The organism is Mesorhizobium sp. USDA 4775 (assembly GCF_054062655.1).
The window spans coordinates 1465717-1490392 of sequence record NZ_JBSSFM010000001.1; the positions used below are offsets into that span (position 1 = coordinate 1465717).

The following is a 24676-nucleotide window of genomic DNA, read 5'->3' on the forward strand; positions in this document are numbered from 1 at the left end:
GTCAGTCGCGCGATACGGACAGTCCCGCCAGAAGCGGCGCATGCGCGGCGAGCCTGCGGGATACGAACTCGGTGAAGAGCCGCACGCGCTTCGTCTTGCGTGTCTCGCCCTGTGTGAGAAGCCAAACCGTTCCGTACATGTGCAGGTCGGTGCCCGGCACCCTCGCCAGCAGGGGGTCGGCATCTCCGACGAAGCACGGCAGTGTCGTCATCCCGAGCCCTTGCCGTACAGCAACGATCTGCGCCTCGCCGTCCGTGATCCTGAACGGGACCCCAGTGGTGTGAACCTCGCCCTCGCTGGCCCAATCCGGGATTCCATGGCTGCTTATGACGATCCACCGGATTGGATCAGGCGCGCCCGCACGCCACGCGGCCAGTCGATCGCGGGACATATAGACGCCTCCAAACAGCTGCGGTCCCTTCAGGCCGTGAAGATTGAGCGGCAGGGTTTTGCGGTCGTAGACGACGCGGATCGCGACGTCGGCCTCTCGGTTGGTCAGATTCGCCAGCTCGCCGGATGACAAGACTTCCATCTCGATGTCGCGATGCATACGCGCGAAATCGGCGAAGTCCGGCATGAGCAGGTGTGTCGCGAGGGGCGGTGCCAGCGTTACCCGCAGAAGCCCGCGCACGCTCTGGTCGCGCCCGAAGACGCGCGTCTCCAGCTGGTGCGACGACGCTTCCATCTGGTTTGCGAGCTCGAGGACCTCCTCGCCCGCAGCCGTCAGGCGGTAGCCCGAGGGCAGCTTTTCGAACATGTGCGCCCCGAGGCGTTCCTCGAGCTGGGCGATGCGTCGCAGCACGGTCGAGTGATTCACCCCGAGGCGCCCGGCGGCAGCCCGCACCGAGCCTCCGCGCGCGACGGCAAGAAAGTAGCGAACGTCATCCCAGTCGATCATGGTGCAATCCGGCACCGCCAGGTGCGCCTTTCAAAGCCGGTGTCTAACACATCGTACGGCAACTCGTATGTGGGTGGCGCGGGGCGGCCATCACAGCCCATGCCTACAAGCAGGCCGGTTCCGAACGGCGGACACCGATCGTCGGGGCTGGCGTCGGTTGTCCAGCCGGATCGATTTCGCACCACCGATGTGCGCGCTTCCGTACTCAACAACTGACGAGGGCGGCCCCATTTCGAGGTTCTCGGAGGCAGATGCTGTCCCGACACCACGAAAGGAAAAGTCATGGGAAAGCTAGACGGTAAGGTTGCGGTCGTCACGGGAGGATCGAGCGGCATGGCGCTGGCGAGCGCCAAGCGGTTCGTTGAAGAAGGCGCCTATGTTTTCATCACCGGCCGGAGACAGGAGGCGCTGGACGAGGCCATCAAGCTGGTGGGACGGAACGTGACCGGCGTGCGCGGCGACGCGGCCAATCTCGACGACCTCGACCGTCTGTTCGACGCAGTCAGGCGGGAAAAGGGCAAGATCGACGTCCTGTACGCGAGCGCCGGCACGGGCGAAGCCGTCCCACTCGGCGAGATTACCGAGCAGCATTTCGATGCGGCCTTCAACCTGAATGCGCGCGGCACGCTGTTTACGGTCCAGAAAGCGTTGCCGCTGTTCAACGATGGCGGATCGATCCTCATGACCGGGTCAGTTGCTTCGGTGAAAGGTTTTCCTGGTTACGGCGTGTATGCGGCGAGCAAGGCGGCGTTGCGTTCATTCGCACGCACTTGGCTCAACGAACTGAAGGACAGGAATATCCGCGTGAACGTGCTGAGCCCGGGGCCGATCGCCACACCGATGCAGGACCAGGTTCTCACCGAGGAGGCGAAGCAGATGTTCGAATCCCTGATCCCGCGGGGAAAGATGGGGCGTCCTGAGGAAATCGCGGCTGTCGCGGTGTTTCTTGCTTCAGACGATTCGAGCTTCGTGAATGGGGTGGAGTTGTCTGTCGACGGCGGCTTCTCGGCCATCTGAATTCGCGCCGGATCGTCGGACGTGGCTGACCGTCCGGAAGCGTCGAAGTCGTTCACGGCGGGACGTCTACGCGAGCAGTCGCCACGCAGCGAAGTGGATAACCCGGCGCCGTTGAAGGCCGGGCAATCAATATCAACACGGATCGGAGAAGCACTATGAGCTACGCAATTATAGGATTCGGTAAGATAGGCCAGGCTCTCGCCCACGCCTTCGCCCGTAAGAACATCGAGGTGACCGTCGCGAGCCGCCGGCCGCCCGAGGCGTTGGCGCCGCAGGCAAGGGCGATTGGCCCCACGGTCGTCGCCAAATCGCTGCGCGATGCGCTCGAGGCCGACACGATCATCCTGGCGGTCCCGTTTGCGGAGCATCGCGAGGTCGCCAAGGCCCTGCCGAGCTGGGAAGGCAAGACGGTCATCGACGCGATGAACGCGTTTCCCGTCCCGGAAGAGCTGGACGGCCTCCCGTCCTCCGCCTTCGTCGCGAAGGCGTTTGCCGGCGCCAGGTTCGTGAAAGGCTTCAATCACCTGGCTGCGGCCACCCTGGCTGCCGATCCGGTCGTCGAGGGCGGCCACCGGGTGGTTTTTCTGTCGAGCGACGACGAGGACGCGACCGCTCTCGTGGCGGATTTGGCCAAACAACTCGGATTCGCAGCCGTCAAGCTGGGAAAACTCAACGAGGGTGGCGCGCTGGTGCACGCACGCGGCCGCACTTGGGGCCAGCTCATCTTCCAGGACCTGTTCAAGAAGGAGCAGTAACGGATTTACTGACCACTGTCAGAGGCGCTACTGCCTGGACCGTCCATGAGAGTCAACGCGGGCCAAGTCATAATCCGAGGTCCGGAAGCGAGGGCTTCCGGTTTCCGCTCGGCATCGCCACGCAACAAATCGCGGAGCGGCTCTGCTTTCCGTGAAACGATGAACCGCTCAGAGGGACGCGTGACCTACTGGCTGGCGAGTGGCGCCAGCTTGACCTTGATCACGTCGCCGGGCAGCACCGGTGTCTCTTCCTTCGCCGCGATTTCGCTGGTCTTGCCGTCGACATTGCGTACCAGCGAATAGAGCAGCGTAGGCTGCTGGTCGTTGGTGATGGCGGCAGTCGTTGCGGGGTCGCTGGCCTGGGCGATCAGGCCTTTCTGCATGTTCACCTTCAGCGCGGCCTCGTTCAGGTCGGCTTCGGTCTGCTGCCGGTCGGCGGCGAGGCTCGAGCTCAACGTGTTCTGGGCGTCGATGGCGTCCTGCGTCGCCTTGCTGATCGACTGCTTGGCGGTGAGGATGGCCGTCTCGTAGTCGAGGATCTTGCCCTGCAGGTCGGTGACGGACTGCTGCGAGTCCAGGAGCCTGGCATTGGCGACCAGGCCCTTCTGCGCCAACGGACCGATGCTGGTGAGCTGCTGCTGCGCCAAGTCGACCTGCTTCTGCTGGTTGACGATCTTCTTTTGCAGCGATTCGATTTCGGCCTGAAGGACACTCTTGAGATCGTCGAGCGCCTCGAGCTTCAACTTCAGCGCCTTCTGGTCCGCCGTGAGAATCGTCATTTCGTCGGCGACGATGGTCGGCAGCCGCGGATCGCCCTCGACCTCTTTCGGCGCTTCGAAACTTGCCTTGCCGGCCAGATCGGCATCGATGCGGGCGCGCCTGACGAGCAGCCGGACGCGCTGGTCGTCGGAGATATCGAAATTGCCCTTGGCGGTGACCAGGTCCTTGCCGAGCTGGGGGCCGTAATCGGCGCTGCGCCTGATGCCGCCGGCGACGCTGATCGCTTTCAGCACCGTCAGTTCGGGAACAAAGGGAAACTGGCCGGGATTCTGCACTTCGCCCGAAATATAGAAGGGCCGGAACTGCGCCATCTCGACCGAGGCCTCGGGTTTGTCCGACAGAGCGAGCTTGTGCTGCAGCGCCTCGGCGATTGCCGCCGCGACTTCCGCCGTGGTCTTGCCGGCCGCCGGCAACTCGCCGACGAAAGGCACCGACAGCGTGCCAGCGGGGCCGACCGTGTATTCGCCGTTTACCGCCGTCCAGTCGCGGAACGTGCCTTCGACGGTCTGCCATTCAGCGATGCGGATGTTGAGCTTGTCCTGCGAGCCGAGATGGTATTCACCTGAGATGGCGACCTGGGGAAGAAAAGCCAGCGACATCGCAAGGCAGGTGGCCATAAGCCGAGAGCGGCCGGAAAAGCGGCCGCTGCCAAAGGCTTCGAACATATCTTTTTTCAACTGAACGTTCCGATCCGTTTTAGCCCCATCGCCCGATGAGCTTGCCGCCGGATGCCTGGTGCCGGCGACCGGTCAGTAAGAGCCGCGTGACATCCAGACGGCCGGCACGGTCTTGATGATGATGCGCACGTCGCCGAACAGCGACCAGTTCTCGACATAGTGGCGGTCGAAGGCGACGCGGCTGTCGTAGGAGACATCGTTGCGGCCGCTGACCTGCCACAGGCCGGTCAGGCCGGGCCGCGACTTCAGATAGTAGACGGCGGCGCTGCCGTAGATTTCCAACTCGTCGCGCACCACCGGGCGAGGACCGACAAGGCTCATATCGCCCTGCAGAATATTGATGATCTGCGGCAATTCGTCGAGGCTGAGCTTACGCAGCACCGCGCCGACGCGGGTGACGCGCGGATCGTTCTTCAGCTTGCGGGTCGCTATCCACTCCGCATTGGCCTCCGGATTGGTGGCTAGATAGGCGGCCAGCACCTTGTCGCCGTCCGGAACCATGGTGCGGAATTTCAGGCACGGAAAAATCCGTCCGCCGCGACCGATTCGCCGATGGCCGTAGAAAATCGATCCACCGTCGGAAAATTTGACCAGCAGCGCTACCATGATGAACAGCGGGCTGAGAGCGATCAGACCAACCAGTGAACCGAAAATGTCGAAGCTGCGCTTGATGAGGCCGCCGATCGGCGGCGGAAAATCGGTGTCAGCCTGCGAAAAGTCCGCCGTGGCCGACTTGGCAATATCCCTCATGCGGAAACTCCATGCGTTGAACGAATGGTTCACCACACGATACCAAAAAAATGTTGCAGCGCAACACACAATTTCCTGGCCCATTGAAATAGTCACGTCATGAATTGACTAAATAATAAGCTAGCGATGCACATTTTTCGGGATGTTTAGCACATTTGTGACAATAAATGGGCAAGCTTAAAAAAATGCGGACCTTTTTGGGGCGAATCTGGGGCAAGGCGTTCTCGCAGGCCCTGAATGGTACATATTAGAGCTTTAGGAAGGCGCTAAGTTCCCAACTATTAACATAAAATACTACATAATATTGGGAATTGTACTGAAACGGGTCGGCTCCTGCAGGTTGAGTGAATTGCGGTGGTGTGCGTTGCAGCATGGCAGAGTCGATCCCGCGAGCTCAATCAAAAATATGTGCTGTTGCCCTTGCCGCCTCCTGCTCGCCTTAATAGAATTGCAAATTATACCTGTCAGAGTGGCGACAGGTTGAAAGGCCGGAAGCAACCGGTCGATAGCGGGCACCTTTACAAGCCCGCATGACAAAGGGACGGCGCTCGGGTGGGGCTATCGTTTGATAAAACCCGGGCCGGTTTATGGGCTGTTGGGTATGTCGCTTCCAAAATTCATCGTTGGGATGATTTTCGCTCTTGCAATCGTCGTCGCCTGGTCATGGCTTGGTGGCGCGTCGCTAGGCATGACGCTGCTACGCGTCATCATCTGCGCCGTGATCATCCAGGCCGGCTATTTCGTCCTCGTCTATGCCATGATCGCCCGGAGCGCGCCGACGCCTGCCGACAGGCTGCGTGAAGCCGAGAGAAAGCTGAGTTCGCCAGACGTGACCGAAGGCGAGAAGCTGGGCAACGCCCGGCGCAGCCTGCACTAGTTCCTGCAAAGGATATCCGCGACCTCAGGCCACATTGGCGGGTTCGGTTTCCGACTGCTCCCCCGACAGCATCCTCGACAGCCGGCTCGCCGGCTTCGCCTTCAGCCGCTGATACTGGCCGACCTCCACGACGCGGCCGTCTTCCATCGCCACCACCCAGTCGGCGAAGGCGATCATCGACGGCCGGTGCGCGATGGTCAGGATGGTCATCGCGCCGCGCAAGCCGTCGATCGACCGGGCGATCAGCGACTGGTTCTGCCAGTCGAGCGCGCTGGTCGCCTCATCGAGGATGAGCAGCGACGGCTTGCGCAGCAGCGCACGCGCCAGCGCAATGCGTTGACGCTCGCCGCCCGAGAGCCGCACGCCGCGGTCGCCGACCACGGTCTCGAGCCGCTGGTCGAGCCGTTCGACGAAGTCACCGGCATGCGCGGCGCGCAGAGCGGTCCACAGATCGTCGTCGCTGGCCTGCGGCGCTGCAAGGCGCAGGTTGGCCGCGATCGTGTCATGCAGCAGGAACACGTCCTGCGGCACATAGGCCACCTGATCGCGCCAGCGCCGGCGATTGCCGGCATCGATCTCGACGCCGTCGACTAGGATCTTGCCGGCGGTCGGCTCGAGCAGGCCGAGCAGCATGTCGGCGATCGTGCTTTTGCCCGATCCCGAGGGGCCGATCAGGGCCGTGACCTTGCCGGCCGGCAGGCCGAAGGTGATGTCGCTCACCACTGCCTTGCCGGAGCCGTCATCGTAGCCGAAGGAGACGCCGCGAATATTCAGCCCGGTATCGAGCGACAGCTTTTGCGCATTCTCGGATTCGGCATGGCCAGGCTCGCGCTCGGCGTCGAAACGGGCCTGCAGGCTGCGCATGGCCGTATAGGCGGGCAGGTTGATCAGCACCTGCTGGGCCTGGGTCTGCATGTCCATGAAGCGCGGCGCGATGCGCATGAAGACGAGAAGCAGCACGACAATCTCGGCCAGCGACAGGTTGAAGCGGACCAGCGCCACATAGATGAACAGGCTGAGGCCCACGACGCTCGCCACCTGGAACACCGCGGTGCCGATCGAGCTGTTGCGCACATAGTCGATGTTGTCGGCCTTCATCTTTTCCAGCGTCGACTGCAACTGCGCGAAATAGCTGGCCTCGACATTCAGGCTCTTGGCCACCTTGATACCGCCGAGGAACTCCGAGACCGTGCGGTACTGATCCTGGCGATTGCTGGTCAGGACACGCCCGAAAGCGGTGGCGCGCGCGCGAAACGGCTGCAGTGCTATGAACATCACGATGCCGATGACGATCGCAAACGCCGTCATCACCGGTGAAATGAACATCGAGATCACGAGATAGCCCACCAAAAGCACTGATATCTGCACCAGCATCAGCAGCGAGAAGGCGGCGCCCTGGACGCGATCGATATCGCCGGTCAGGGCATGATCGAGATCGGAGCTGCGCATGCGCGAGAACACGCCCCAGCGCGCCTTGCCGATGCTCTCGAACAGGTTCATGCGCAAACGGTTGATGAAATCGAAGAGAAGCCTGGCCATGTAGACCGACTTGAAGCGGTTGAACGCGGCCTGCACGGCAACGAGCCCGACCAGCGCGCACAGCACCGTCGTCAGCTGCAGCGTTCCCTCCGGCACCAGCCAGCGCACGAAATCATTGTTCGGCAGCCGCACCGCGAAATCCTGGTCGGCGCGCCCGACAAGGTGCAGCAGCGGCACAAGCAGCAGGATCGAGATACCCTCCGTCAGGCTGCCGAGGATCAGGAACAGCAGCGCCGTCCAGGTCCGCCGCCCGCCGATCTGGGCGATGACGGCGCCGAACGCGGCGACATCGCGAAACAGCGACAGGCGAAGGATCGAGGATTTGGACATGATTGCGCTCACCGCTGCCGACGGCCGGCCGCCAGATCTCCGGTCATGAGGTCTTGGGCCGCCAGATCCCCGGCCGCCAGGTCGCTTTCGATCAGCGCCACGGCCTCGCCAATCCTGTCGAGGCCGGTCGGAACTTCCAGCCGGAACACGCCGACATGGTTAGCGATTGCTGAACATTGGCGAAGGTGCAGCGCCGCGAAATCGCCGGAGAGCGCCGCGCGGCCGAAGCGCGTCACATAGGAGAACTTGATGATCGCCGGCAGGGCGGCAATCCCGGGCAAGGCCGAGACCGCGGCCTTCGCGCCGCGCTCGAGGACATAGATCCTGGTCGCCGGCACCATGCCGCCGGAGAAGGCGCCATGCAGGCGATGCTGCATCTTCTCGATCGCCGGATGCACTTGCGGCCGCACCTCCGCCTGGCCAAGCGAGATCGCGGCCGCCGCGTCGGCGGCAAGCTTGATCTGGGGAAAGCCCGGAACGATCATCGGCGCGTCCGGTCTGGCGAGATGCAGCGCCACGACATCGTCGGTAAGCAGATGATGACCGGCCCGGATCAGCGCGCTTGCCGTGGTCGATTTGCCGGCACCCTTGTCGCCCATGAAGATGGCGCCCCTGCCGGCCACCGCGATGGCGCTGGCATGCAGGACGAGCAGGCCACGCTGGTGCAGCAGCAGCGCCATCACCGGCCCGAGCAGTGGAAAGGCAAGCAGGGCGTCATCGACGCCGGGCGCCGGCTCGATATCAATGCGGCTGGCATTGCTGATCAGAAAGGAGCCGACGGCATGCCAAGCCAGATATTGCCGGTCCGGCTCGAAGCGGAAGATCGTCGCGGCCTCGGACGAAGGCTTCGGCATGTCGATCGTGCCGATGGCGATCAGTATATCCGCCGCAGCCGGCTCGGCCGGCTCCAGCTCGGGCAGCGCCACGTCGGACGCCACGGTCAGGCCATAGGCCCGGTAGTAGCGCCGCTCCCGCATCGTCTGGCCATCGGAAGGAGGATCGTCAAGATATGTGGCGAGCGGCTGGTTGGGAGGCGTCATGCGTGTCTCCCGCTGTGCTGGACCTGCCGCAGCCACAGCGACAGCGAGGCCGAACGCCAGACATACTGGACATCCAGCGGCGCTGCCTGATCGGGCTGGCGCAGCAGCCGCGCATAGGCGGCGCTCACCTGCGGCAGGTTGACATAGGGCGCGATACGGCCGGCATCCGAAACCAGCAGCTGTTCCAGGAGGTCGCGGTGGTTGCGCACCATGCCGTTGACGAGATTGGCGGTGAAATCGATCTTGTCGCGCCGCCACTGCACCGCCGCCGGCAGGATGCCCTCCATGGCCCGTCGCAACACGTAGCGGCCAAAGCCGTGGCTGAGTTTCTCCTCGCCTGGCAGCGCCAGGCAGAATTCGACCAGCGGCTTGTCCCAGAACGGATAGCGCGGCTCGACGCCGAAATTGGCCGCGGCCTTGTCGAGCACTTCGAAAGAGTGCGGCACATAGCCGTTGGACAGGATCCAGCGATGGCTGAGCGCGTCGCTGGCCTGGACGCCGGGCGGCATGTAGCCGGCCCGATGGAAGCGGTCGATGAGTTCGGTCCGCCTGGCCAGGTCCGGATTGATCAGGTCGCGCCAGCTGCGGCCGCGCTGCATTTGCGTGGGCTTGCGTATCCTGTTCAGGGCACGGTTCGCCAGCTGTCTCGCCTTGGCGATGCGCCATGCCGGTCCGTAAAGGGTCAGGAACTGGAAATAGAGGCCGAGCGTGCTGTCGCCATAAGTGTCGGAGGCGCTGCGAACCTCGCGCCAAAGGTCCAGCCACCTTCCGCCATTGGCAAGCTCGTGCAGATGGCCGTGTCCCTGTGAGACGACCTCGTCGCCGCCATGGCCGTCGAGCAGCACCTTGATGCCTTTTGCGCCCGCCGTCCGGTAAATGCCGCGGGTCAGCGTCAGGCCCGGCGCCAGGAAGGTGCCCTCCTGTTCCTCCAGCACCCGCTCGAACTCGGCGAAGGGCGCATAATTGCCGACAGGGATCAGTGTCGGATCGGTCTTCTGCTGATCGAGCACGGCATCGATGAAGACCCGTTCGTCCATCGAAGAGCCCTTCTCGAAAACCAGCGAAAAGGTCGGCAGCCTGGGTTTCCGCTCGGCGGCGTTCTGCAGGCCGGCGACACAGGCGATCGAGGAGGAATCGAGACCGCCGCTCAGCATCGCGCCGACCGACTGGCTTCCGCGCATGCGGTTGCGCACCGATTGCGAAAATAGATGCGCGAATTCCTCCGCCGCATCCGACCGCGGCGGTCGTGCCGACGGCTCGATCTGCCAGTATCGTCGCAGCACCACCTGCTGCGCGGTGACAGTTAGGCTGTGGCGCGCCGGCAGGCTGAAGATATCGCTGTAGGGGGTGGATTGCGGGTCGTCCGGAAGCCCGGCCAGAAATCCCGAAATGCGGTGCTCGCTGATGCGCACGCCGACCCCGTCAAGCCCAAGCATAGGCCCGATCTCCGAGGCAAAGGCAAAGCGCCGGTCCGCGGCGTGATAGTAGAATGGCTTGACCCCGAAATGGTCGCGCGCGCAGAACAAAAGCTGCCGCTCGGCATCCCAGATGGCAAAGGCGAAATCGCCCTCCAGGTGCGCGGGGCTGGCTTCGCCCCAGCGCAGATAGGCCCGCATCAGCAATACGGCGTCCGCAACCGACCTGTCGCGTATGCCAAGCCTCGCCATCAGCTCGTCGCGATTGTCCAGCCGGCAATCGGCGGTGATGGCGAGCTTGCCGCCTGCCATCGTCAGCGGGCCGGGACCGGCTTCATCCGTGGTGTTGAGCCAGGCGTGGCCGAGCGCGATGCCGCTGTCCAGCCACCAGGAGTTTCCGTCGGGTCCGCGATGGCGCATGCGGGCCAGCATCCGCTGGATGTCGCTTGCCGCGTCCACCGGCGCGGGGTCCTGTCGCAGCAGGATTCCGGCGACGCCGCTCATCGGCTGCCGTGGTCGACCAGATGCGCGAAACCATCGACGGAGCCGCCAAGCACGACATGGTTGTCGCTGACCAGCCAGGCATGCGCCTTCAACTGCTCGCCCGTGCCGCGTTCGATGCCGATGCGGATGTTGGAGGCATTGCCCTGGCGCGCGAGAATGTATTGGCCCGAAAGCGCCTGGGTAAGGCAGGAGGCGCGCGGAACGAACCGTGCGGCAGCGGCAACCCCCCAGGCGACGAGCCGCAGCTCGCCCATGCTGGCGCACTGGCGCGCGTTGAGTCGGGTCACCATGCCGCGAACACGGTTGTAGGAGAACAAGGTCAGCCCCAGCCGGACGGTCGCGACCACCAGCAGGCAATGACAGAGGAAAAGTGCTTCCGGGCCACTCAGGGACAGGACCCTGGCCAATCCCCGGCCGGGCCGGCGGTTGGCAGGCCTCGGTCTCTGGTCCGTCGCAGGTCTCCGCCGCGAGATCATGGCCTTTGGCGGAACCTGCCTAGACAAGTGCCTCATTGTGCAGCCTCGCAAGTCCGTTTTCGGCGAAGCCCCTAAGCAAGGCGTCGACGTCAGCCTTGCAGCGCTCGGCGTCGACATTGTAGCGCGCAAGCACAGCGCTGCGGATATCGGCGATCGACTTCGGCTCCTGGATTTGCTCCCAGATGAACGCGCCGACGCTGTTGAGGCTGTAATAGATATTGGATTTCAGGTTGAGAAGCGCGAGGCCATCGCCGAATTCACAGGCCACCGCATCCCCGGTGGCACTTACGCAATCGTGCTCGGATGGGTTCCAGTTCATGCCAAAACCTCGTTAGCAACACACGGTCTACGCGTCGTCAGTTCAAAAGCGGAAAGTCGGGGATTTTCATCCCCGGCTCCATTTACGGTCTTCAATCCTGGAGGCCCAACGTCACTCCTCCAGAACCAAGCTGGTCTCAGGAGAACGTCAGATCGCCAATCGGGGTGTGCGCCGGAAACGACGCGTCGATTGCCGTGCTGCCGCCACCGCCCTGGGTAATGGTTTCGATCGAACCATGTACCGTCAGGCTTGGCGTTTCGTACTCATGCTTTTCAACATTCTGTTCCATTTTACTCTCCAATGAGGACTGGAAACGGCCTGTCGAGTGCCGTCAGCACTTTCATGCTGCGATGCAATAGCTGCATAGCAACATTTATGAGTCAAGCCTGATTTACTTCTGGTTAATCAATTACGGGTTGCGGGCGTCACCATACGTGTACGGAATGCTCAAGATTCGGCCGCTGTCGAGCTGAAGCTCGGTGCAGTCTGCCTTCAGCACGGGCTATTCTTTAAGCAATTGAATTTGCTTGCATAAAAAGTTCATGGCGGTGGCGCTTTTTTAGGCATGGCTAAAAAGATGAATTCTTGTTAGCCAGCCGGTGTCGATGATCAGCTGAAGCCGCCTCGATTGGGTCGGGATTTCAGCCGTATGTTGCGCTGCTCGAGAAACGGCGGCAAACGCTCTGGTTGCAAAATTTCGCGCTGTGAAAGGAAAGACTTTACGGCGTCGAGCTTTTTGAGGATGCTTTGTTTCGCACCTGCAGCATAAACGTCGTGCAAACCGCATTTTGGAGACTATGCGCTCAATGGCCTTGCCGGAAAGTTCCTATGAACGACTGCGCGCAGCCGACTGTGCCGACGAGATTGCCTATGTGCAGGCCTGCCTGCGGTTGTATTTCTCAGGCGCGGCGGCTGCGGCCGGCGATGTGTCGACGCCGAGCCTTTCCGCCACCGCCGTCGCCGATATCGCCAGGCTGAACAAGGTCGCCACCTTCGTTTTGAAAGCGCTGTCGCGCGCCCCGGCCAGCGAAAGGCCCGCCGAGCTTTTCCAATGGCTCGACGCCTATCGTCGGCGGACGGTTTCGATGAACGCCGCCTGTCTCATGGATTCGATGGCGATCCATAAGGCGCTGCGCGACAGGCAGATCGATTTCGTCTTTCTCAAAGGTCCCTTCCAGCAGCATCTGCTCTATGACGACCATTTCATGAAGCCTTCGGGCGATGTCGACATCCTGGTTTCCCCGGCCGGATTCTCGAAAGCACGCGATGCGCTGCGCTCGATCGGCTATGAGGTCTCAGGCAAGTCACGCTCCGTCTGGTGGGTGCGCTTCCTTGGCGAACAGCACATGATCCGTGGCAACGGACCGTCCACGGTCGACCTTCATTATCGCCTCCAGCAGCCCGGTTCGCCCAGCCCGCGCGATGCCGACGGCTTCCTGCGGCGCAAGCGGCTGGTCGAGATCACCGGCACCGAAGTGCCCTTCACGTCGGCCGCCGACACGCTGATGCTGTCCTGCATCAGCGTCGCCAAGGCCCTGTTCAACCACGAACCCTGTGCCGGCTATGTCTGCGATATCAGGGCTAGCGCCAACCGTCTTGGCGAGGCCGATCAGCAGCGTGTGCTGGATGCAGCGGTAAGCCAGGGGCTGGACGACACGTTGCTGCTCGGCCTGCGCGCCGCCGATGTACTGCTGGGCGCCACCGGCACGGTTCTGTCGGAGCGGGCCAAGCCGATCTTGTCGCGCATCGGCAATGATGACCTGCTCAACATGGTTATCGCGCCATGGCTGTCGTCCTTGCGGTGGCCGCAGCGGCGAACGGTGTTGTGGGAATTGTGCGGCAGGGCTCCCGTGCGCTACCTGGCCGAGGCCGGCTGGGCAGCGTCGGCGGATCTCAGTCGCCGCATCTTCGAGCGGCCGGCCAGCCCGTGATGGCGGTGGCGTCGCAATACGTACAGGGCGAGGGCAAATCGGAACCTGTGCAAGAGGCTAACCCATGTCGATGACGAAATCAGAGGTCTGCGTGATCATCGCGGCCAAAAATGCGGCACGCACGATCGCGGTCGCCATCGCGTCCGCATTGCGCGAACCCGAGGTGGCGGAGGTCGTCGTCGTTGACGACGGCTCCACCGACAACACGACCGAGGTCGCCCGCGCCGCCGACGACGGCAGCGGCCGGCTCAGGGTCATGCGCCTCGACGTCAATCGTGGCCCCTCCTTCGCTCGCAATGCCGCGATCGCCGGCTCGAAAGCGCCGTTCATCAGCATTCTGGATGCCGACGACTTCTTCCTCGAGGGCCGGTTCCGCAACCTGTTTGCCGCCGCCGACTGGGATTTCGCGGCCGACAACATCATGCTCATCAGGGATGATGCGACGAGCGACGCGACCAAGATCGTCGCCCCGGATTTTGCCGCCGATCCGGAATTCCTCGACTTCGAGCGCTTCGTCGAAGGCAACATCTCCAGGCGCCGCGTGCAGAGAGGCGAGCTTGGCTTCTTGAAGCCGGTGATCAGCCGCGCCTTCCTCGACCGGCACCGATTGCGCTACGACGAAAGCCTGCGGCTGGGCGAGGATTACGAGCTCTACGCCCGAGCGGTCGCCCACGGCGCGCGGTTCAAGGTCATCCGTTCCTGCGGCTACGGCGCCATCGTACGCGCTGATTCGCTCAGCGGCCGCCACAAGACGCAGGACCTGAAGCGGTTGGCCGACGCCGATCTGGCGCTGCTGGCGATAGACAGCCTGCCGGAAGGCTCCAAGGCGGTGCTGCGGCGGCACGAGCGGCATGTGCGCGACAAATACCGGCTGCGCAATTTCCTCGACGTGAAGGCCGAGCGCGGGCTGGCTTCGGCCGCGGCCTACGCCTTTGCAAGTCAATCCAACCTGGTCCCCATCGTCCAGGGCGTGGCCTCCGACAAGCTGGAGGCACTGTTTCGGCGCGTTGGCCTTGTGTCCGGGCAAAAGCGCGTACCGCCGCTGCGTTTCCTGATGGCCGGGACCAGTGCGGGCAAGGAGCGGTAAGGGGCGGGAATGCTCGCTTCATCCGTCAAACAGCATTCGCACGGTGCAAACCATTTCCAATGGATTTAAGAGTTTACGAATTGGGTGGTTGCCTCACGGCTCCGACGATGGCAGTCTATGTTGCGGTGCAGCAAATTGAATGACCAACCGAACTGGCCCCCGATCGGATTGGTCCGACGTCTCTCCCGTCAAAAGGAGCTGGACAATGCGGTACGAGCTTTTCAGCCCCGCTTGCGGGGATCGGCCAGTGGTCGGCAGGCAAGCCGGCGATAACAGGAATTTAAGCCCATGGCCTCGATATTTGGCTTCAGATCAAGGGATCCTGCCCGCGACCGGCAGGCCGACATAGCGCGCCACGACCGGCTGGCGAAACTGTTCGAGCAGATCGCCGCCGAGATAGAGGCCGAGAAAACCGGCCTGGAGAGCCGCTACCGCAAGACGGCGACCAATGCGGCCTTTCTTGTCGAAGCCATGGAAAACGGCTCCGCTTCGCAGAGGCGCTCATCCGAAGTCAGCGCGCTGACGCAATCGATCCTGAATTGCGAGCGCCGCATCGCCGCCTTGTCGCGCCAGGACGGCCTGATGAAAGAGCTGCGTCATTCGCTGAATATGGTCTTCGACGCGGCTGGGGAGTCCGATTCGGCCGACGCGGCCGATCTCGCCAGGCCCGCGGGCGCCGGCCGGGCGTGAGACTACTTCAAAGGCATGATGCAAGCTTCGAAGGTATGATGCAGACAGGAGAGGATTTCGGGAGGGCCGAAGAGGAGGCCAAGGTTGGCCCGTTTGGAAGCGGTTCAAACGTCGACTTTGGGTTGGGGACGCACAGCACAAAGGTGAGTTTGGTATGAATTTGGATCCGAAAACCACGTCCACGACAGCAATTGACGCAACCTCCGTCGCGCATCAGACCCGGCAAGCCGACCTGCGGCGGTTGGGCTTGATCGGCGGGTTGCTGCTGGCTGCTCTCGGCAGCCTCTTTGCGGCTCCCTCCCATGCGCAGGATATCCAGTCCGCTCCCTCTTTCGTCGATGATTTCAAGAGCTTCGACAAGTCGCGCTGGTATGTGTCCGATGGCTGGAGCAATGGCAGTCATCAGAATTGCACCTGGTCGAAGGGGCTGGTGGAGCTTTCAGACGGTGTGCTGTCGCTTGGCTTCGAAAAACAGAAGCTGAAGGATCGCGAGTTCGCCTGCGGCGAGATCCAGACCAAGCAGCGCTTCGGCTATGGCACCTATGAGGCACGGCTGAAGACCGACACCGGCTCCGGCCTCAACGCGGCCTTCTTCACCTATATCGGCCCGTCGGACAAGGAGCCCTGGGACGAGATCGACTTCGAGATCCTGACCAAGGACACCTCCAAGGTGCAGGTCAACGCCTATATCGACGGCAAGGGCAAGAACGAGAAGCTGGTCGAGGTGCCGGGCGGCACGGACAAGGGCTTCAACGACTACGCCTTCGTCTGGGAGAAGGACAGTTTGCGCTGGTACGTCAACGGCCAGCTGGTGAACACCATCACCGACCCGGCGAAGCTGCCCAGCCATGCGCAGAAGATCTTCTTCAGCCTTTGGGGCAGCGACACCATGAAGGGTTGGATGGGCGCCTTCGCGGATCCGGGCCGCAAGCTTTCGCTGCAGGTCGAACGCGTTGCCTTCACCGCGCTCGGCCAGCCATGCCAGTTTCCGGAATCGCTCGTATGCAGCGTAAAAGAGTTGGGAAAGACGAATTGAACCGGCCGGACCGAGAACGGGTCGCGGCCATGGATGGGAATGAAACCGAATGAACTTGACGGTGTTTGGAATTGGCTATGTCGGCCTCGTGCAGGCGGCGGTGCTTGCCGAGGTTGGCCACCAGGTGGTTTGCGTCGACATCGACGAAGGCAAGGTGGAGCGCCTCAACCAGGGCTTCGTGCCGATCTTCGAGCCAGGCCTCGAAACCATCGTCAGGGAGAATCATGCCGCCGGCCGCATCAAATTCACCACCGATGCCGCCGCCGCCGTCCGGCACGGTGAAATCCAGATGATCGCGGTCGGAACGCCGCCCGGCGAGGACGGCTCGGCCGACCTCAAATATGTTCTGGCCGTCGCCGAGACCATCGGCCGCGAGATGGATAGCGCCAAGATCGTCGTCGGCAAGTCGACCGTGCCGGTCGGCACCTGTGAAAAGGTGAAAGCCAGGATCGCCGAAACGCTGAAGAAGAGAGGGCGTGAGGATCTTGCCTTCGACGTCGCCTCCAATCCCGAGTTCCTCAAGGAAGGCTCGGCCGTCGCCGACTGCATGAAGCCCGACCGCATCATCGTCGGCACCTCGAGCGAGGGGACCGAGGCGGTGATGCGCGAGCTCTACGCGCCCTTCAACCGCAACCACGAAAAGATGATCGTGATGGATGTGCGCAGCGCCGAATTCACGAAATACGCCGCCAACTGCATGCTGGCCACCAAGATCAGCTTCATGAACGAGATGGCCAATCTGGCCGAGCAGCTCGGCGCCGACATCGAGGAGGTGCGCAAGGGCATCGGCAGCGATCCGCGCATCGGCTACCACTTCATCTATCCCGGTCTCGGCTATGGCGGCTCATGCTTTCCCAAGGACGTCCGCGCCCTGATCAAGACCGCCGAGGGCGTCAAGTTCGATGCCAAGCTGCTGCGCGCCGTCGAGGAGCGCAACAATGACCAGAAATCTGTGCTGTTCGACAAGGTGAACCGCTATTTCAAGGGCAATCTCAAGGGCAAGACCTTTGCGCTGTGGGGCCTGGCTTTCAAACCCAACACCGACGATATGCGCGAGGCGCCGGCGCGTGTCCTGATGGAAGCGCTGTGGAAGGCCGGCGCGACCGTACAGGCTTACGATCCCGAGGCGATGCAGGAATGCCAGGCCATTTACGGCCTGCGCGACGACCTGCTGCTCTGCGGCACCAAGGAAGCGGCCCTGCGCGGCGCCGATGCGCTGCTCATCGCCACTGAATGGAAGAGCTTTCGCGCCCCGTCCTTCGATGCGTTGAAGGACGCGCTGACCACGCCGGTCATCTTCGACGGCCGCAACCTCTATGACCCCAAGGTCGTGGCGCGCCACGGCATCGAATATCACTCGATCGGCAGAATGGCGGCATGAGGGCGAGCGCGGGAAGCAAGCGGAATTTCGCACACGCGCACGGCGCGGAAAGGAGTTGCGGCTGATGGTGCTGGACGTAAAGCCAGAGCAAATCACCAAGGATCATTTCGATCTCATCGCGATCGGTTCCGGTTTCGGTTCGGCCTTCTTCCTGCACGAATTCGCCAAGCGGCGTAAGGCGCGCATCCTGATCCTGGAATGGGGTCGGCACAACACGCATGAATGGCAGCTCGGCCAGAACGCCAACACCGACATCGACGACGAGACGACCTACAAGACCAACTCCGACAAGCCGTGGAATTACACGATCGGACTGGGTGGCGGGACCAACTGCTGGTTCGCCCAGACGCCGAGGTTCCATCCCAATGACTTCAGGCTGAAAAGCACCTATGGCATCGGCAATGACTGGCCGATCAGCTATGACGATGTCGAGCCGTTCTACTGCGATGCCGAAGAGATCATGTCGATCTCCGGCGATCCCGACATGGCGGCGATGCTGCCGCGATCGAAACCGTTTCCGCAACCGCCGCATCGCATGTCGACGCCGGACAAGATGATGAAGGCGGCCCAGCCCGACCAGCATTTCGTCATGCCGACCGCCCGCGCCCGAGTGCCGACCGCGCAGCGCACCTCGTGCTGCGCCAATCTGCGCTGCTGGCTGTGCCCGGTCGACGCGAAATTCACCGCCAACAATGGCCTGATGCATGTCTTCGAGCATCCTGACGTTTCGGTCTGCCTCGGCGCGGAAGTGCGGCGGCTTGATCAGGTCGGCGGCACGGTCCGTTCGGTCACCTTCGTTCATGACGGCAAGGAGTATCAGGTCAGCGGCGACCTCTTCATTCTCGGCGCCAACGCCATCCAGAGCGCGGCGATCATGCTGCGCTCGGGGCTGGGAGACGAATTCGTCGGGCGCGGCCTGCATGAATCCTATGGCTGGAATTTCGAGGTCTATCTCGACGGCGTCGACAATTTCGACGGCAGCACCATCACCACCGGACTGAATTTCGGCCTCTATGACGGTCCGCACCGGTCCGAGCACGCGGCGGCGCTGGTCTATTTCGAGAACCGCTGGCAGCACGGGATGCGCGCCGAGAAGGGACGTCTGCGGCAGGCGCTGCCGTTGGTCGTGGTCACGGAAAACCTGCTCGATCACGAGAATTTCGTCACCCTCGACGAGGACGACAATGCCTTCGTCTCCTTCAAGGCGCCGTCGGACTATGCGGTCAAGGGCATGGCCCGGGCGCCGGACAAATTACCGGCACTGCTTGCCCCGCTGCCGGTCGAACGGCTCTTCGACCGCGGCATCCGGCCAACGGAATCGCATGTCCAGGGCACACTGAGGATGGGTACCGGCCCCGCTGATTCGGTGATCGACAGCAACATGATCCATCACCGGTTGAGAAACCTGGTTGTCGTCGGCACCAGCACCTATCCGAGCTGCTCCTGCGCCAATCCAAGCCTGACCGCGGCGGCTTTGTCCCTGCGGGCGGCGAGCCGGATCGCGTGAGAGGAGCGGGCCGATGATCGAAGTCACACGGCGCTCCGCACTGGCCATCCTGGCGGGTGGCGTTGCCTCGACGGGCGTTGCCTATGCCGCCGTCTCCTCGTTTTCGGACGAGGATCTGGTTCGCGTCACGCTGGAAAAATACCTCGGCAGGCTGAATATGCGCATCGAGCATCTGCAGCAGTTCGTGCTGGAGTTCCGCAACCGCAACCCCTGGATCTTTCCGAGCGAGAAACTTAGCGACGCAGTCACTCTGGTCGAGGAGCTCAAACTGGGTGCCGCCCGCCGTCTGCTGCCCCAGGAGAAGCGGGAAGATCTGATACATTTCGACCATTGGGTCATCGCCGAATTCCATATGCTGACGGACTACGCCTGGCGCAGTTCGCCTGACGATCCGATCCGGTTCACCGGATGGAACTCATGCACCAATCCGTTCGCGACGCTTGATCCGCCACAGAGCGCTTGAGGCGCCTTCGACGCGGCCGTTGATCGGCCGCATGACTGAAACGCGAAAGACCAGGAGCCAGGATCATGAAAGTCCTCTTTGCCAGCGGCAACGGCTATCCGCCCGAGTTCGGTGGCGGCGTCCAATCCAGCACGCATCATCTGGTGCAGCAGCTGATCGAACATGGCCATGAAGCGTCGGTGCTCTGCGCCCTGTTCGGCGACGGCATGTTCGGCTTCAAGGCGCGCGCCAAGATGAAGCTCATGCGGCAACCGGCGGTCGTCGACAGCTTTCCCGGTTACCCGGTGATAAGGACATGGTTTCCCTGGGAGGCGGCAGGGTTTGCCGTCAAGAAACTGAAGCCGGATGTGACGGTGGTCCAGTGCCACAAATCGGTTCCGCTCGGCAAAGCCCTGCAGGCCGAGGGCGTGCCGCTGGTGGTCTATCTCAGAAATGTCGAGTTCCATGAGCTGGGCGGCGATTTGCGCGAGTTGGGTTCCGCGCTCTACATCGCCAATTCGGAGTTCACCGCGCGCAGCTACAAGAGGGAATTCGGCATCGAGGCGACGGTCATTCCGCCGACCATCAACCCGACGCAGTACAGCACGCCGACCACGGGCCAGTTCGTCACCCTGATCAATCCCTATGAGGAGAAGGGCTTCGAGCTGGCGGTGCGCATTGCCGGCGCCTGCCCGGAAATCCCGTTCCTGTTCGTTGAAAGCTGGAAGCTGGAGGACGACCATCGCGCGCGCATCGAGGAGACGATCGCGCCGCTCGGCAATGTCACGCTGGAGAGCCGCACCAACGACATGAAGACGATCTATGGCCGCACCAGGATCCTGCTCGCGCCCTCGAAATGGGAGGAGGCCTGGGGCCGAGTCGCGTCCGAAGCCCATTGCAGCGGCATCCCCGTCGTCGGTTCCCGGCGCGGCGGTCTGCCCGAAGCCATCGGCCCCGGCGGCACGGTGCTCGACTATGACGCTCCGCTCATCGACTGGGTCGCGGCCGTCAGGCAGCTGTGGAACGACAACAAGGAATATGAGCTGGTTTCAAACCTCGCGCGCGGCTTCGCGGCGCGTCCGGAGCTCGATCCCGATCGGCAGTTCGTCACCTTCTTCTCGATACTGGACAGGGCGGTGCGGCAGCGCGCGCTGCAGGCCGCTTAGAGCAATTCCAGGAAAAGTGTGAGCGGTTTTCCGTCCGGAATTGCGTTAAAACAATAGGATAGAGCGGTTCGCCGTTTCTGTGAAACGGTTAAACGCTCTAGCCAGCACTCAGCAAGCCAGCCGATCAGGCCGGGCGCTTGACCCGGCTTTTCAGCGTTTCATAGCCGCGGGCGCCAAGCAGGGCGCGGGCCAGGGCCTTGGCGGCGCCCTTGCGGCCTTGCTGCGAGTTGATCTGCCGCAGCCTGGCCGGCAGGTTGCGCGCCGCCTGGCCGAGCGCCGGCAGCGACAGTGCGTCGGGAAAGCTCACCATATGGGTTTCGACACACAGCACCGGCTTGCCTGACAGCTCCGTGATCTTCAGCGCCTGCGCATGTTCGCTTTCGATGAACAGGATGGCGTTGGATTTGCGGTAGAAATCGGCCTTGAAACTGCCATGCGCGCCGAGCCGCTGACGCTCCGCCTTGCTCGGCAGGTCGAGCATGATCAGCTGGTCGTACAGGATCCTGTTCTTGGCCAGCCACGCCTCGGTCAGCGCGCGGTATTTCTCCAGCCGGCTGGTCACCAGCCAGCCGATCCTGTGGGTCGGGGCATGCAGCGGCCGCGCTTCGCTGAGGAATTTCTCATAGGCCGGACCATCGTCGTTTTCCGCCTCGGTCGGATCGAGGCACAGCACGCCGTCTATGTCGACGCAGCATTGCGCCAGGAATTTGTGATGCATGAAATTCCACTGGAACATGCGCGGATGCGGCACCACTTCGAAGACGACGTCGGTTTCCCGATGCTTCGGCTCCAGGCCGAATACTGCGGCATAGATGAAATCACCCTCGATGCCGGCAGCCTCGATACGGGCACGGGCATCGCGCATGGCGTTGCCGCCGGCGATGCTGTCGTCGATCACAAGCACCTTGCGCATGTCCGAGACCTTGCGGTCGAGTGCGGCGCGCCGCTTGGTGATGCCTGACGTATAGACCCGGCCTTCCAGGAAGGAATCCAGATCGGTCATCGGAATGTTCGCCGCAAGGCTGACCAGCGTCCCCGCCAGCACGCCGCTTCTGGGCACGCCGACCACAAGGTCGATGTCGCGCGGCAGCCGGTGAAGGTTGCCGACAATCGTGTCATTCATGTCGGAGATCGATCGGTAGTGCATGGATCAGACCTGATGTTCGTGTGGATATTGGGTAGCCGGCAAAGGCGCCGAAATTATTGCGCCTCGCGCGGCGTTGCCGCCGGCTGTCTTGCCGGCAGCATTTTCAGGGCCTCGCGCAAGGCCTCGCGGCCGGATGCGAAGGCCAGCGCGACGACAACGGTGATGAGGTAGGCAAGCATGGCACCGCTGGCCAGGGCGACGACATGCTGCTGCGGCAGCATCGGCTTGATCAGCCAGACCGCCGCCAGTGCCATATGCGCGCCGAGCACGAACGGCGTTGCCGCGCGCAGCACATGGCTGGCCCGCAGCGGTCCGCTCTTGCCGACATAGAGCCACAGGAACGGTGTGCGCAGATATTCGCTGACCGCATAGGCGATCGCCACGCCGAGCGCGCCATAGGGCAGGCCGAGCGCGAAGGCGAGCACCGAGGTCACGGCGGTGATGATGCCCCAGCGCATGAAGTCGCCGGAGCGGCCCTGGCTGACGAAAAGCCAGCCCGCCGGGTTGTTGAGCGGCTGCAGCAGCCCGGCAAAGCCGAGCGCCAGGAAGATCGAGGCGCTTGCGCGCCACTGTTCGCCGAGCACGAAGGGGATCAGCACATCCGACATGGCGGTGGCGAAGGCGACGCCGGGGAGCGCCACCAAAAGGATCAGCGGCATGACGCGCAGATAGGCGCTGCGGTAGCGGTCCGGCTCATCCTTCAGCCTTGACAGCGCCGGCACCATGACCTTCGACAGCGGATTGGTGATCTGGCTGAGCGGGAACAGAAGCAGCTTGTAGGCGCGGTCGTAGAGGCCGAGTTGCTGCTCGCCCCAGTATTTGCCGATCAGCACATTGTCGAGGTTGCGGGCAAAGAAATTGGCGAAGTTGAAGCCGGTGATGCCGGCGCCGAAATGGATCAGCTCGCCGATGCCGGCGACCTTGCGCGGCAGGCCGGGCCGCCAGCGCGAGCTTGCCCAGTAGCACAGCGTCGGCAGCACCGCGCCGGTCAGCGTGCCGGCAAACAGCGCCCAGTAGGAGCGGTCGATGAAGGTCCAGGCAATCGACACAACCAGCCCGGCAACCGCGCTGGCGACGTCGATGATCGCCAGGCGCCCGAACTGCATGCGTCGTGTCAAAAGCGCCAGATGCTGGGCGCCGAGCCCATAAGCCATGATTTGCAGCCCGAACGCGGCGACCAGCCCGGCCACGCGCGGCTCGCCATAGAAGGCCGCGACCAACGGTGCCGCACCCGCGAGCACGCAGGCCAGGATGGCACTGACCGCGACATTGATCCAGAAGAGGTAGTTCACCTCCTCATGGCGGATGCCCGATTTCTGGATCGTCGCCTGGGTCAGGCCGAAATCTTGGAACAGCGCGATGAAGGCCAGCACCGGCGCGCACATCGCCACGACGCCGAAATCCTGCGGCGACAAGAGCCGCGACAGCACGATGACGGATATGATCTGTGTCGCGACCCGCACCGATTGCGACATGGCGGTCACCACCGCGCCGCGCCCGACCGATTTACGCAGCGAGCCTTCCGGCGGATCGAATGGGTTGGCTTCCAAATTCAGGATTCCTGATTTTTGCGCGGATTTCCGAACCCTGAAAATCCACGACCGCCGCCATCCCCAAACTACGGCAATAATTTTGCAGTGCAACAGAAAATGTCCATTACCGCGCCAAAAATGTTGCGATGCAGCAAGAGCTGTACTAGCATCCCTTTGGGTGGGGTCAAACAGCGGTCGAGTTTTCATGCTGCATGTCTTGTACCTGGTGCACGATGTTTCCGATCCGGCGGTTCGCCGACGGATCACAATGCTCAGGACAGGCGGCGCCCGGGTCACTCTGGCGGGCTTTCGCCGCACCGCAACCCCGATTGCCGATATCGAAGGATTGCAGCCGGTCGACCTTGGAGCGACGCGCGACGGCCGATTCGCCCAGCGCCTGGCGGCGGTCGCGAAAGCGACGGTTTCGATAGGCGCGAAGCTGAAGGGCGCGCCGCGGCCCGATCTCATCATCGCGCGCAATCTGGAAATGCTGGCGCTCGCGCGCCGCGCCAAATCGGCCTTCGGCGCCACCGTGCCGATTGTCTATGAATGCCTCGACATCCACCGCCTGGTGCTTCGCGACGACATCTTCGGCAAGGCGCTGCGCGCCACCGAGCGCCATCTGGCGCGCGACGTGAAGTTGCTGGTGACCAGTTCGCCCGCCTTCATCGCCAATTATTTCAAGCCCTTCCGCCAGGTTGCCGCCCCCGTCGAGCTGATCGAGAACAAATATTTCGAGGCAGCGGCGATCCTGCCCGGCGAGCGTGAAACGGGCGAAGCGCCTGCCGCCCCGCCCTGGCGAATCGGCTGGTTCGGAGCACTGCGCTGCCGGCGCTCGCTCAAGCTTCTGGCTGATTTCACCCACCGCATGGACGGACGTTTCGAAATCGTGCTGCGCGGCCGTCCGGCGCTCTCCGAATTCCCGGATTTCCACGCCTTCGTCGATGCCGAGCCTTATCTGTCGTTTCGTGGACCTTACCGCAATCCGGAGGACATGGCGGCGATCTACCAGGACGTGCATTTCTCCTGGGCGATCGATTTCTTCGAGGAGGGGCAGAATTCGGAATGGCTGCTGCCCAACCGCCTCTATGAAGGCTGCCGTTTCGGGGCGGTGCCGATCTCGATGGGCCATACGGAAACCGGACGCTTCCTCAGACAGCAGGACATCGGCATCCTGTTGCCCAAGGCGACGCCCGACGCGCTCGAAACCGCACTCGGCACGATGGAGGAGCAGCGCTTCGGCAAATTGAAGGCGCGCGTGCTTGCCCGCAATCCGAGGACGTGGAGCTACGATCGCAGCGACTGCAGCGCGCTGGTCGAAAAGCTGCGCCGCCTGACCACCGTGCGCGAGCCCCTCGCGACTGAAGCCCTGGCATAGGA

Annotated in this window: 23 protein-coding genes; 12 read left to right on the forward strand and 11 right to left on the reverse strand. The window is 62.8% G+C overall.

The annotated features are described in order from the left end of the window. Position 1 precedes the first annotated feature (1 nt). A complete protein-coding gene (locus tag ACVILI_RS07305; protein WP_038651712.1) occupies positions 2 to 898 on the reverse strand; it encodes a LysR family transcriptional regulator in 897 nt (298 codons plus the stop codon). Positions 899 to 1180: 282 nt separating this feature from the next. On the opposite strand from ACVILI_RS07305, the gene ACVILI_RS07310 reads away from it, so the two are divergent. Both ACVILI_RS07310 and ACVILI_RS07315 read left to right on the forward strand, forming a co-directional pair. Further along, positions 1181 to 1915 (forward strand): SDR family NAD(P)-dependent oxidoreductase, encoded by a 735-nt coding sequence (locus ACVILI_RS07310; RefSeq protein ID WP_027047679.1) that lies wholly within the window; start codon positions 1181 to 1183, stop codon positions 1913 to 1915. 155 nt (positions 1916 to 2070) lie between these two features. Then, on the forward strand, positions 2071 to 2670 hold the full coding sequence (locus ACVILI_RS07315; RefSeq protein WP_038651719.1) for an NADPH-dependent F420 reductase: 600 nt from the start codon (positions 2071 to 2073) through the stop codon (positions 2668 to 2670). Between the two features lie 185 nt (positions 2671 to 2855). On the opposite strand, the gene ACVILI_RS07320 is transcribed toward ACVILI_RS07315, so the two are convergent. Beyond that, positions 2856 to 4115, reverse strand: coding sequence for a polysaccharide biosynthesis/export family protein (locus tag ACVILI_RS07320; RefSeq protein ID WP_038651722.1), 1260 nt, complete (start codon positions 4113 to 4115; stop codon positions 2856 to 2858). Positions 4116 to 4199: 84 nt separating this feature from the next. After that, positions 4200 to 4877 carry a sugar transferase gene (locus ACVILI_RS07325; protein ID WP_027047680.1) on the reverse strand — a complete coding sequence of 226 codons (678 nt, stop codon included), beginning with the start codon at positions 4875 to 4877 and terminating at the stop codon, positions 4200 to 4202. Positions 4878 to 5478: 601 nt separating this feature from the next. Between ACVILI_RS07325 and ACVILI_RS07330 the strand changes: the two genes are divergently transcribed. Then, the gene (locus ACVILI_RS07330) at positions 5479 to 5754 is read left to right on the forward strand and encodes a hypothetical protein (protein ID WP_010913072.1); all 276 of its coding nucleotides are present in this window, start codon (positions 5479 to 5481) and stop codon (positions 5752 to 5754) included. A gap of 24 nt (positions 5755 to 5778) precedes the next feature. Here ACVILI_RS07330 and ACVILI_RS07335 read toward each other — a convergent pair whose 3' ends face one another. From ACVILI_RS07335 to ACVILI_RS07360, 6 genes are all read right to left on the reverse strand, one after another. Then, positions 5779 to 7623 carry an ABC transporter ATP-binding protein gene (locus tag ACVILI_RS07335; protein WP_038651728.1) on the reverse strand — a complete coding sequence of 615 codons (1845 nt, stop codon included), beginning with the start codon at positions 7621 to 7623 and terminating at the stop codon, positions 5779 to 5781. Between the two features lie 8 nt (positions 7624 to 7631). Beyond that, positions 7632 to 8663, reverse strand: a complete 1032-nt coding sequence (locus tag ACVILI_RS07340) for a phosphoenolpyruvate carboxykinase (ATP) (RefSeq protein WP_038651731.1) — start codon at positions 8661 to 8663, stop codon at positions 7632 to 7634. Further along, on the reverse strand, positions 8660 to 10582 hold the full coding sequence (locus tag ACVILI_RS07345) for a lasso peptide isopeptide bond-forming cyclase (protein ID WP_240564580.1): 1923 nt from the start codon (positions 10580 to 10582) through the stop codon (positions 8660 to 8662). The genes ACVILI_RS07340 and ACVILI_RS07345 overlap by 4 nt, the downstream gene beginning before the upstream one ends. Then, the gene (locus ACVILI_RS07350; protein ID WP_236952180.1) at positions 10579 to 10929 is read right to left on the reverse strand and encodes a lasso peptide biosynthesis B2 protein; all 351 of its coding nucleotides are present in this window, start codon (positions 10927 to 10929) and stop codon (positions 10579 to 10581) included. Before ACVILI_RS07350 ends, ACVILI_RS07345 begins: the two co-directional genes overlap by 4 nt. 148 nt (positions 10930 to 11077) lie before the next feature. After that, on the reverse strand, positions 11078 to 11377 hold the full coding sequence (locus ACVILI_RS07355; protein ID WP_019862839.1) for a PqqD family protein: 300 nt from the start codon (positions 11375 to 11377) through the stop codon (positions 11078 to 11080). Positions 11378 to 11513: 136 nt separating this feature from the next. Then, on the reverse strand, positions 11514 to 11666 hold the full coding sequence (locus tag ACVILI_RS07360; protein WP_010913078.1) for a lasso peptide: 153 nt from the start codon (positions 11664 to 11666) through the stop codon (positions 11514 to 11516). Positions 11667 to 12183: 517 nt separating this feature from the next. Here ACVILI_RS07360 and ACVILI_RS07365 point away from each other — a divergent pair. The 8 genes from ACVILI_RS07365 (at position 12184) to ACVILI_RS07400 (ending at position 20617) form a co-directional block, all read left to right on the forward strand. Further along, positions 12184 to 13308: a nucleotidyltransferase family protein gene (locus ACVILI_RS07365; protein WP_027047681.1), complete on the forward strand. Its 1125-nt coding sequence runs from the start codon at positions 12184 to 12186 to the stop codon at positions 13306 to 13308. 64 nt (positions 13309 to 13372) lie between these two features. Next, the gene (locus tag ACVILI_RS07370) at positions 13373 to 14395 is read left to right on the forward strand and encodes a glycosyltransferase family 2 protein (RefSeq protein ID WP_019862841.1); all 1023 of its coding nucleotides are present in this window, start codon (positions 13373 to 13375) and stop codon (positions 14393 to 14395) included. A 288-nt stretch (positions 14396 to 14683) separates the two neighbouring features. Then, positions 14684 to 15085, forward strand: coding sequence for a hypothetical protein (locus tag ACVILI_RS07375; RefSeq protein WP_038651734.1), 402 nt, complete (start codon positions 14684 to 14686; stop codon positions 15083 to 15085). Positions 15086 to 15239: 154 nt separating this feature from the next. Continuing rightward, positions 15240 to 16121, forward strand: coding sequence for an endo-1,3-1,4-beta-glycanase ExoK (exoK, locus tag ACVILI_RS07380; RefSeq protein ID WP_038651737.1), 882 nt, complete (start codon positions 15240 to 15242; stop codon positions 16119 to 16121). Positions 16122 to 16170: 49 nt separating this feature from the next. Further along, positions 16171 to 17502: a UDP-glucose dehydrogenase family protein gene (locus tag ACVILI_RS07385; RefSeq protein WP_019862845.1), complete on the forward strand. Its 1332-nt coding sequence runs from the start codon at positions 16171 to 16173 to the stop codon at positions 17500 to 17502. 64 nt (positions 17503 to 17566) lie between these two features. Further along, positions 17567 to 19009 (forward strand): GMC oxidoreductase, encoded by a 1443-nt coding sequence (locus tag ACVILI_RS07390; protein ID WP_457102367.1) that lies wholly within the window; start codon positions 17567 to 17569, stop codon positions 19007 to 19009. Positions 19010 to 19022: 13 nt separating this feature from the next. Beyond that, positions 19023 to 19472: a hypothetical protein gene (locus ACVILI_RS07395; RefSeq protein WP_457102368.1), complete on the forward strand. Its 450-nt coding sequence runs from the start codon at positions 19023 to 19025 to the stop codon at positions 19470 to 19472. 65 nt (positions 19473 to 19537) lie between these two features. Then, a complete protein-coding gene (locus ACVILI_RS07400; RefSeq protein ID WP_038651743.1) occupies positions 19538 to 20617 on the forward strand; it encodes a glycosyltransferase in 1080 nt (359 codons plus the stop codon). Between the two features lie 124 nt (positions 20618 to 20741). On the opposite strand, the gene ACVILI_RS07405 is transcribed toward ACVILI_RS07400, so the two are convergent. Together ACVILI_RS07405 and ACVILI_RS07410 are read right to left on the reverse strand one after the other, a co-directional pair. Beyond that, complete coding sequence (locus tag ACVILI_RS07405) at positions 20742 to 21764, reverse strand: phosphoribosyltransferase family protein (RefSeq protein ID WP_038651746.1); 1023 nt, start codon at positions 21762 to 21764, stop codon at positions 20742 to 20744. Between the two features lie 53 nt (positions 21765 to 21817). Next, positions 21818 to 23314: a lipopolysaccharide biosynthesis protein gene (locus ACVILI_RS07410; RefSeq protein ID WP_240564583.1), complete on the reverse strand. Its 1497-nt coding sequence runs from the start codon at positions 23312 to 23314 to the stop codon at positions 21818 to 21820. A 187-nt stretch (positions 23315 to 23501) separates the two neighbouring features. Here ACVILI_RS07410 and ACVILI_RS07415 point away from each other — a divergent pair, with 187 nt between their 5' ends. After that, positions 23502 to 24674 carry a glycosyl transferase family 1 gene (locus ACVILI_RS07415; RefSeq protein WP_240564584.1) on the forward strand — a complete coding sequence of 391 codons (1173 nt, stop codon included), beginning with the start codon at positions 23502 to 23504 and terminating at the stop codon, positions 24672 to 24674. The last annotated feature ends 2 nt before the right edge of the window (positions 24675 to 24676 follow it).

What these genes read in the sequence shown, in the direction of transcription:
- ACVILI_RS07395 (WP_457102368.1), top strand. Translation starts at nt 19,023, where the DNA reads ATGATCGAAGTCACACGGCGCTCCGCACTGGCCATCCTGGCGGGTGGC.
- ACVILI_RS07405 (WP_038651746.1), bottom strand. Translation starts at nt 21,764, where the DNA reads ATGCACTACCGATCGATCTCCGACATGAATGACACGATTGTCGGCAAC.
- ACVILI_RS07365 (WP_027047681.1), top strand. Translation starts at nt 12,184, where the DNA reads ATGGCCTTGCCGGAAAGTTCCTATGAACGACTGCGCGCAGCCGACTGT.
- ACVILI_RS07355 (WP_019862839.1), bottom strand. Translation starts at nt 11,377, where the DNA reads ATGAACTGGAACCCATCCGAGCACGATTGCGTAAGTGCCACCGGGGAT.
- ACVILI_RS07345 (WP_240564580.1), bottom strand. Translation starts at nt 10,582, where the DNA reads ATGAGCGGCGTCGCCGGAATCCTGCTGCGACAGGACCCCGCGCCGGTG.
- ACVILI_RS07390 (WP_457102367.1), top strand. Translation starts at nt 17,567, where the DNA reads ATGGTGCTGGACGTAAAGCCAGAGCAAATCACCAAGGATCATTTCGAT.
- ACVILI_RS07315 (WP_038651719.1), top strand. Translation starts at nt 2,071, where the DNA reads ATGAGCTACGCAATTATAGGATTCGGTAAGATAGGCCAGGCTCTCGCC.
- exoK (WP_038651737.1), top strand. Translation starts at nt 15,240, where the DNA reads ATGAATTTGGATCCGAAAACCACGTCCACGACAGCAATTGACGCAACC.
- ACVILI_RS07340 (WP_038651731.1), bottom strand. Translation starts at nt 8,663, where the DNA reads ATGACGCCTCCCAACCAGCCGCTCGCCACATATCTTGACGATCCTCCT.
- ACVILI_RS07370 (WP_019862841.1), top strand. Translation starts at nt 13,373, where the DNA reads ATGTCGATGACGAAATCAGAGGTCTGCGTGATCATCGCGGCCAAAAAT.
- ACVILI_RS07360 (WP_010913078.1), bottom strand. Translation starts at nt 11,666, where the DNA reads ATGGAACAGAATGTTGAAAAGCATGAGTACGAAACGCCAAGCCTGACG.
- ACVILI_RS07325 (WP_027047680.1), bottom strand. Translation starts at nt 4,877, where the DNA reads ATGAGGGATATTGCCAAGTCGGCCACGGCGGACTTTTCGCAGGCTGAC.
- ACVILI_RS07385 (WP_019862845.1), top strand. Translation starts at nt 16,171, where the DNA reads ATGAACTTGACGGTGTTTGGAATTGGCTATGTCGGCCTCGTGCAGGCG.
- ACVILI_RS07415 (WP_240564584.1), top strand. Translation starts at nt 23,502, where the DNA reads ATGCTGCATGTCTTGTACCTGGTGCACGATGTTTCCGATCCGGCGGTT.
- ACVILI_RS07375 (WP_038651734.1), top strand. Translation starts at nt 14,684, where the DNA reads ATGGCCTCGATATTTGGCTTCAGATCAAGGGATCCTGCCCGCGACCGG.
- ACVILI_RS07330 (WP_010913072.1), top strand. Translation starts at nt 5,479, where the DNA reads ATGTCGCTTCCAAAATTCATCGTTGGGATGATTTTCGCTCTTGCAATC.
- ACVILI_RS07335 (WP_038651728.1), bottom strand. Translation starts at nt 7,623, where the DNA reads ATGTCCAAATCCTCGATCCTTCGCCTGTCGCTGTTTCGCGATGTCGCC.
- ACVILI_RS07320 (WP_038651722.1), bottom strand. Translation starts at nt 4,115, where the DNA reads ATGTTCGAAGCCTTTGGCAGCGGCCGCTTTTCCGGCCGCTCTCGGCTT.
- ACVILI_RS07310 (WP_027047679.1), top strand. Translation starts at nt 1,181, where the DNA reads ATGGGAAAGCTAGACGGTAAGGTTGCGGTCGTCACGGGAGGATCGAGC.
- ACVILI_RS07400 (WP_038651743.1), top strand. Translation starts at nt 19,538, where the DNA reads ATGAAAGTCCTCTTTGCCAGCGGCAACGGCTATCCGCCCGAGTTCGGT.
- ACVILI_RS07305 (WP_038651712.1), bottom strand. Translation starts at nt 898, where the DNA reads ATGATCGACTGGGATGACGTTCGCTACTTTCTTGCCGTCGCGCGCGGA.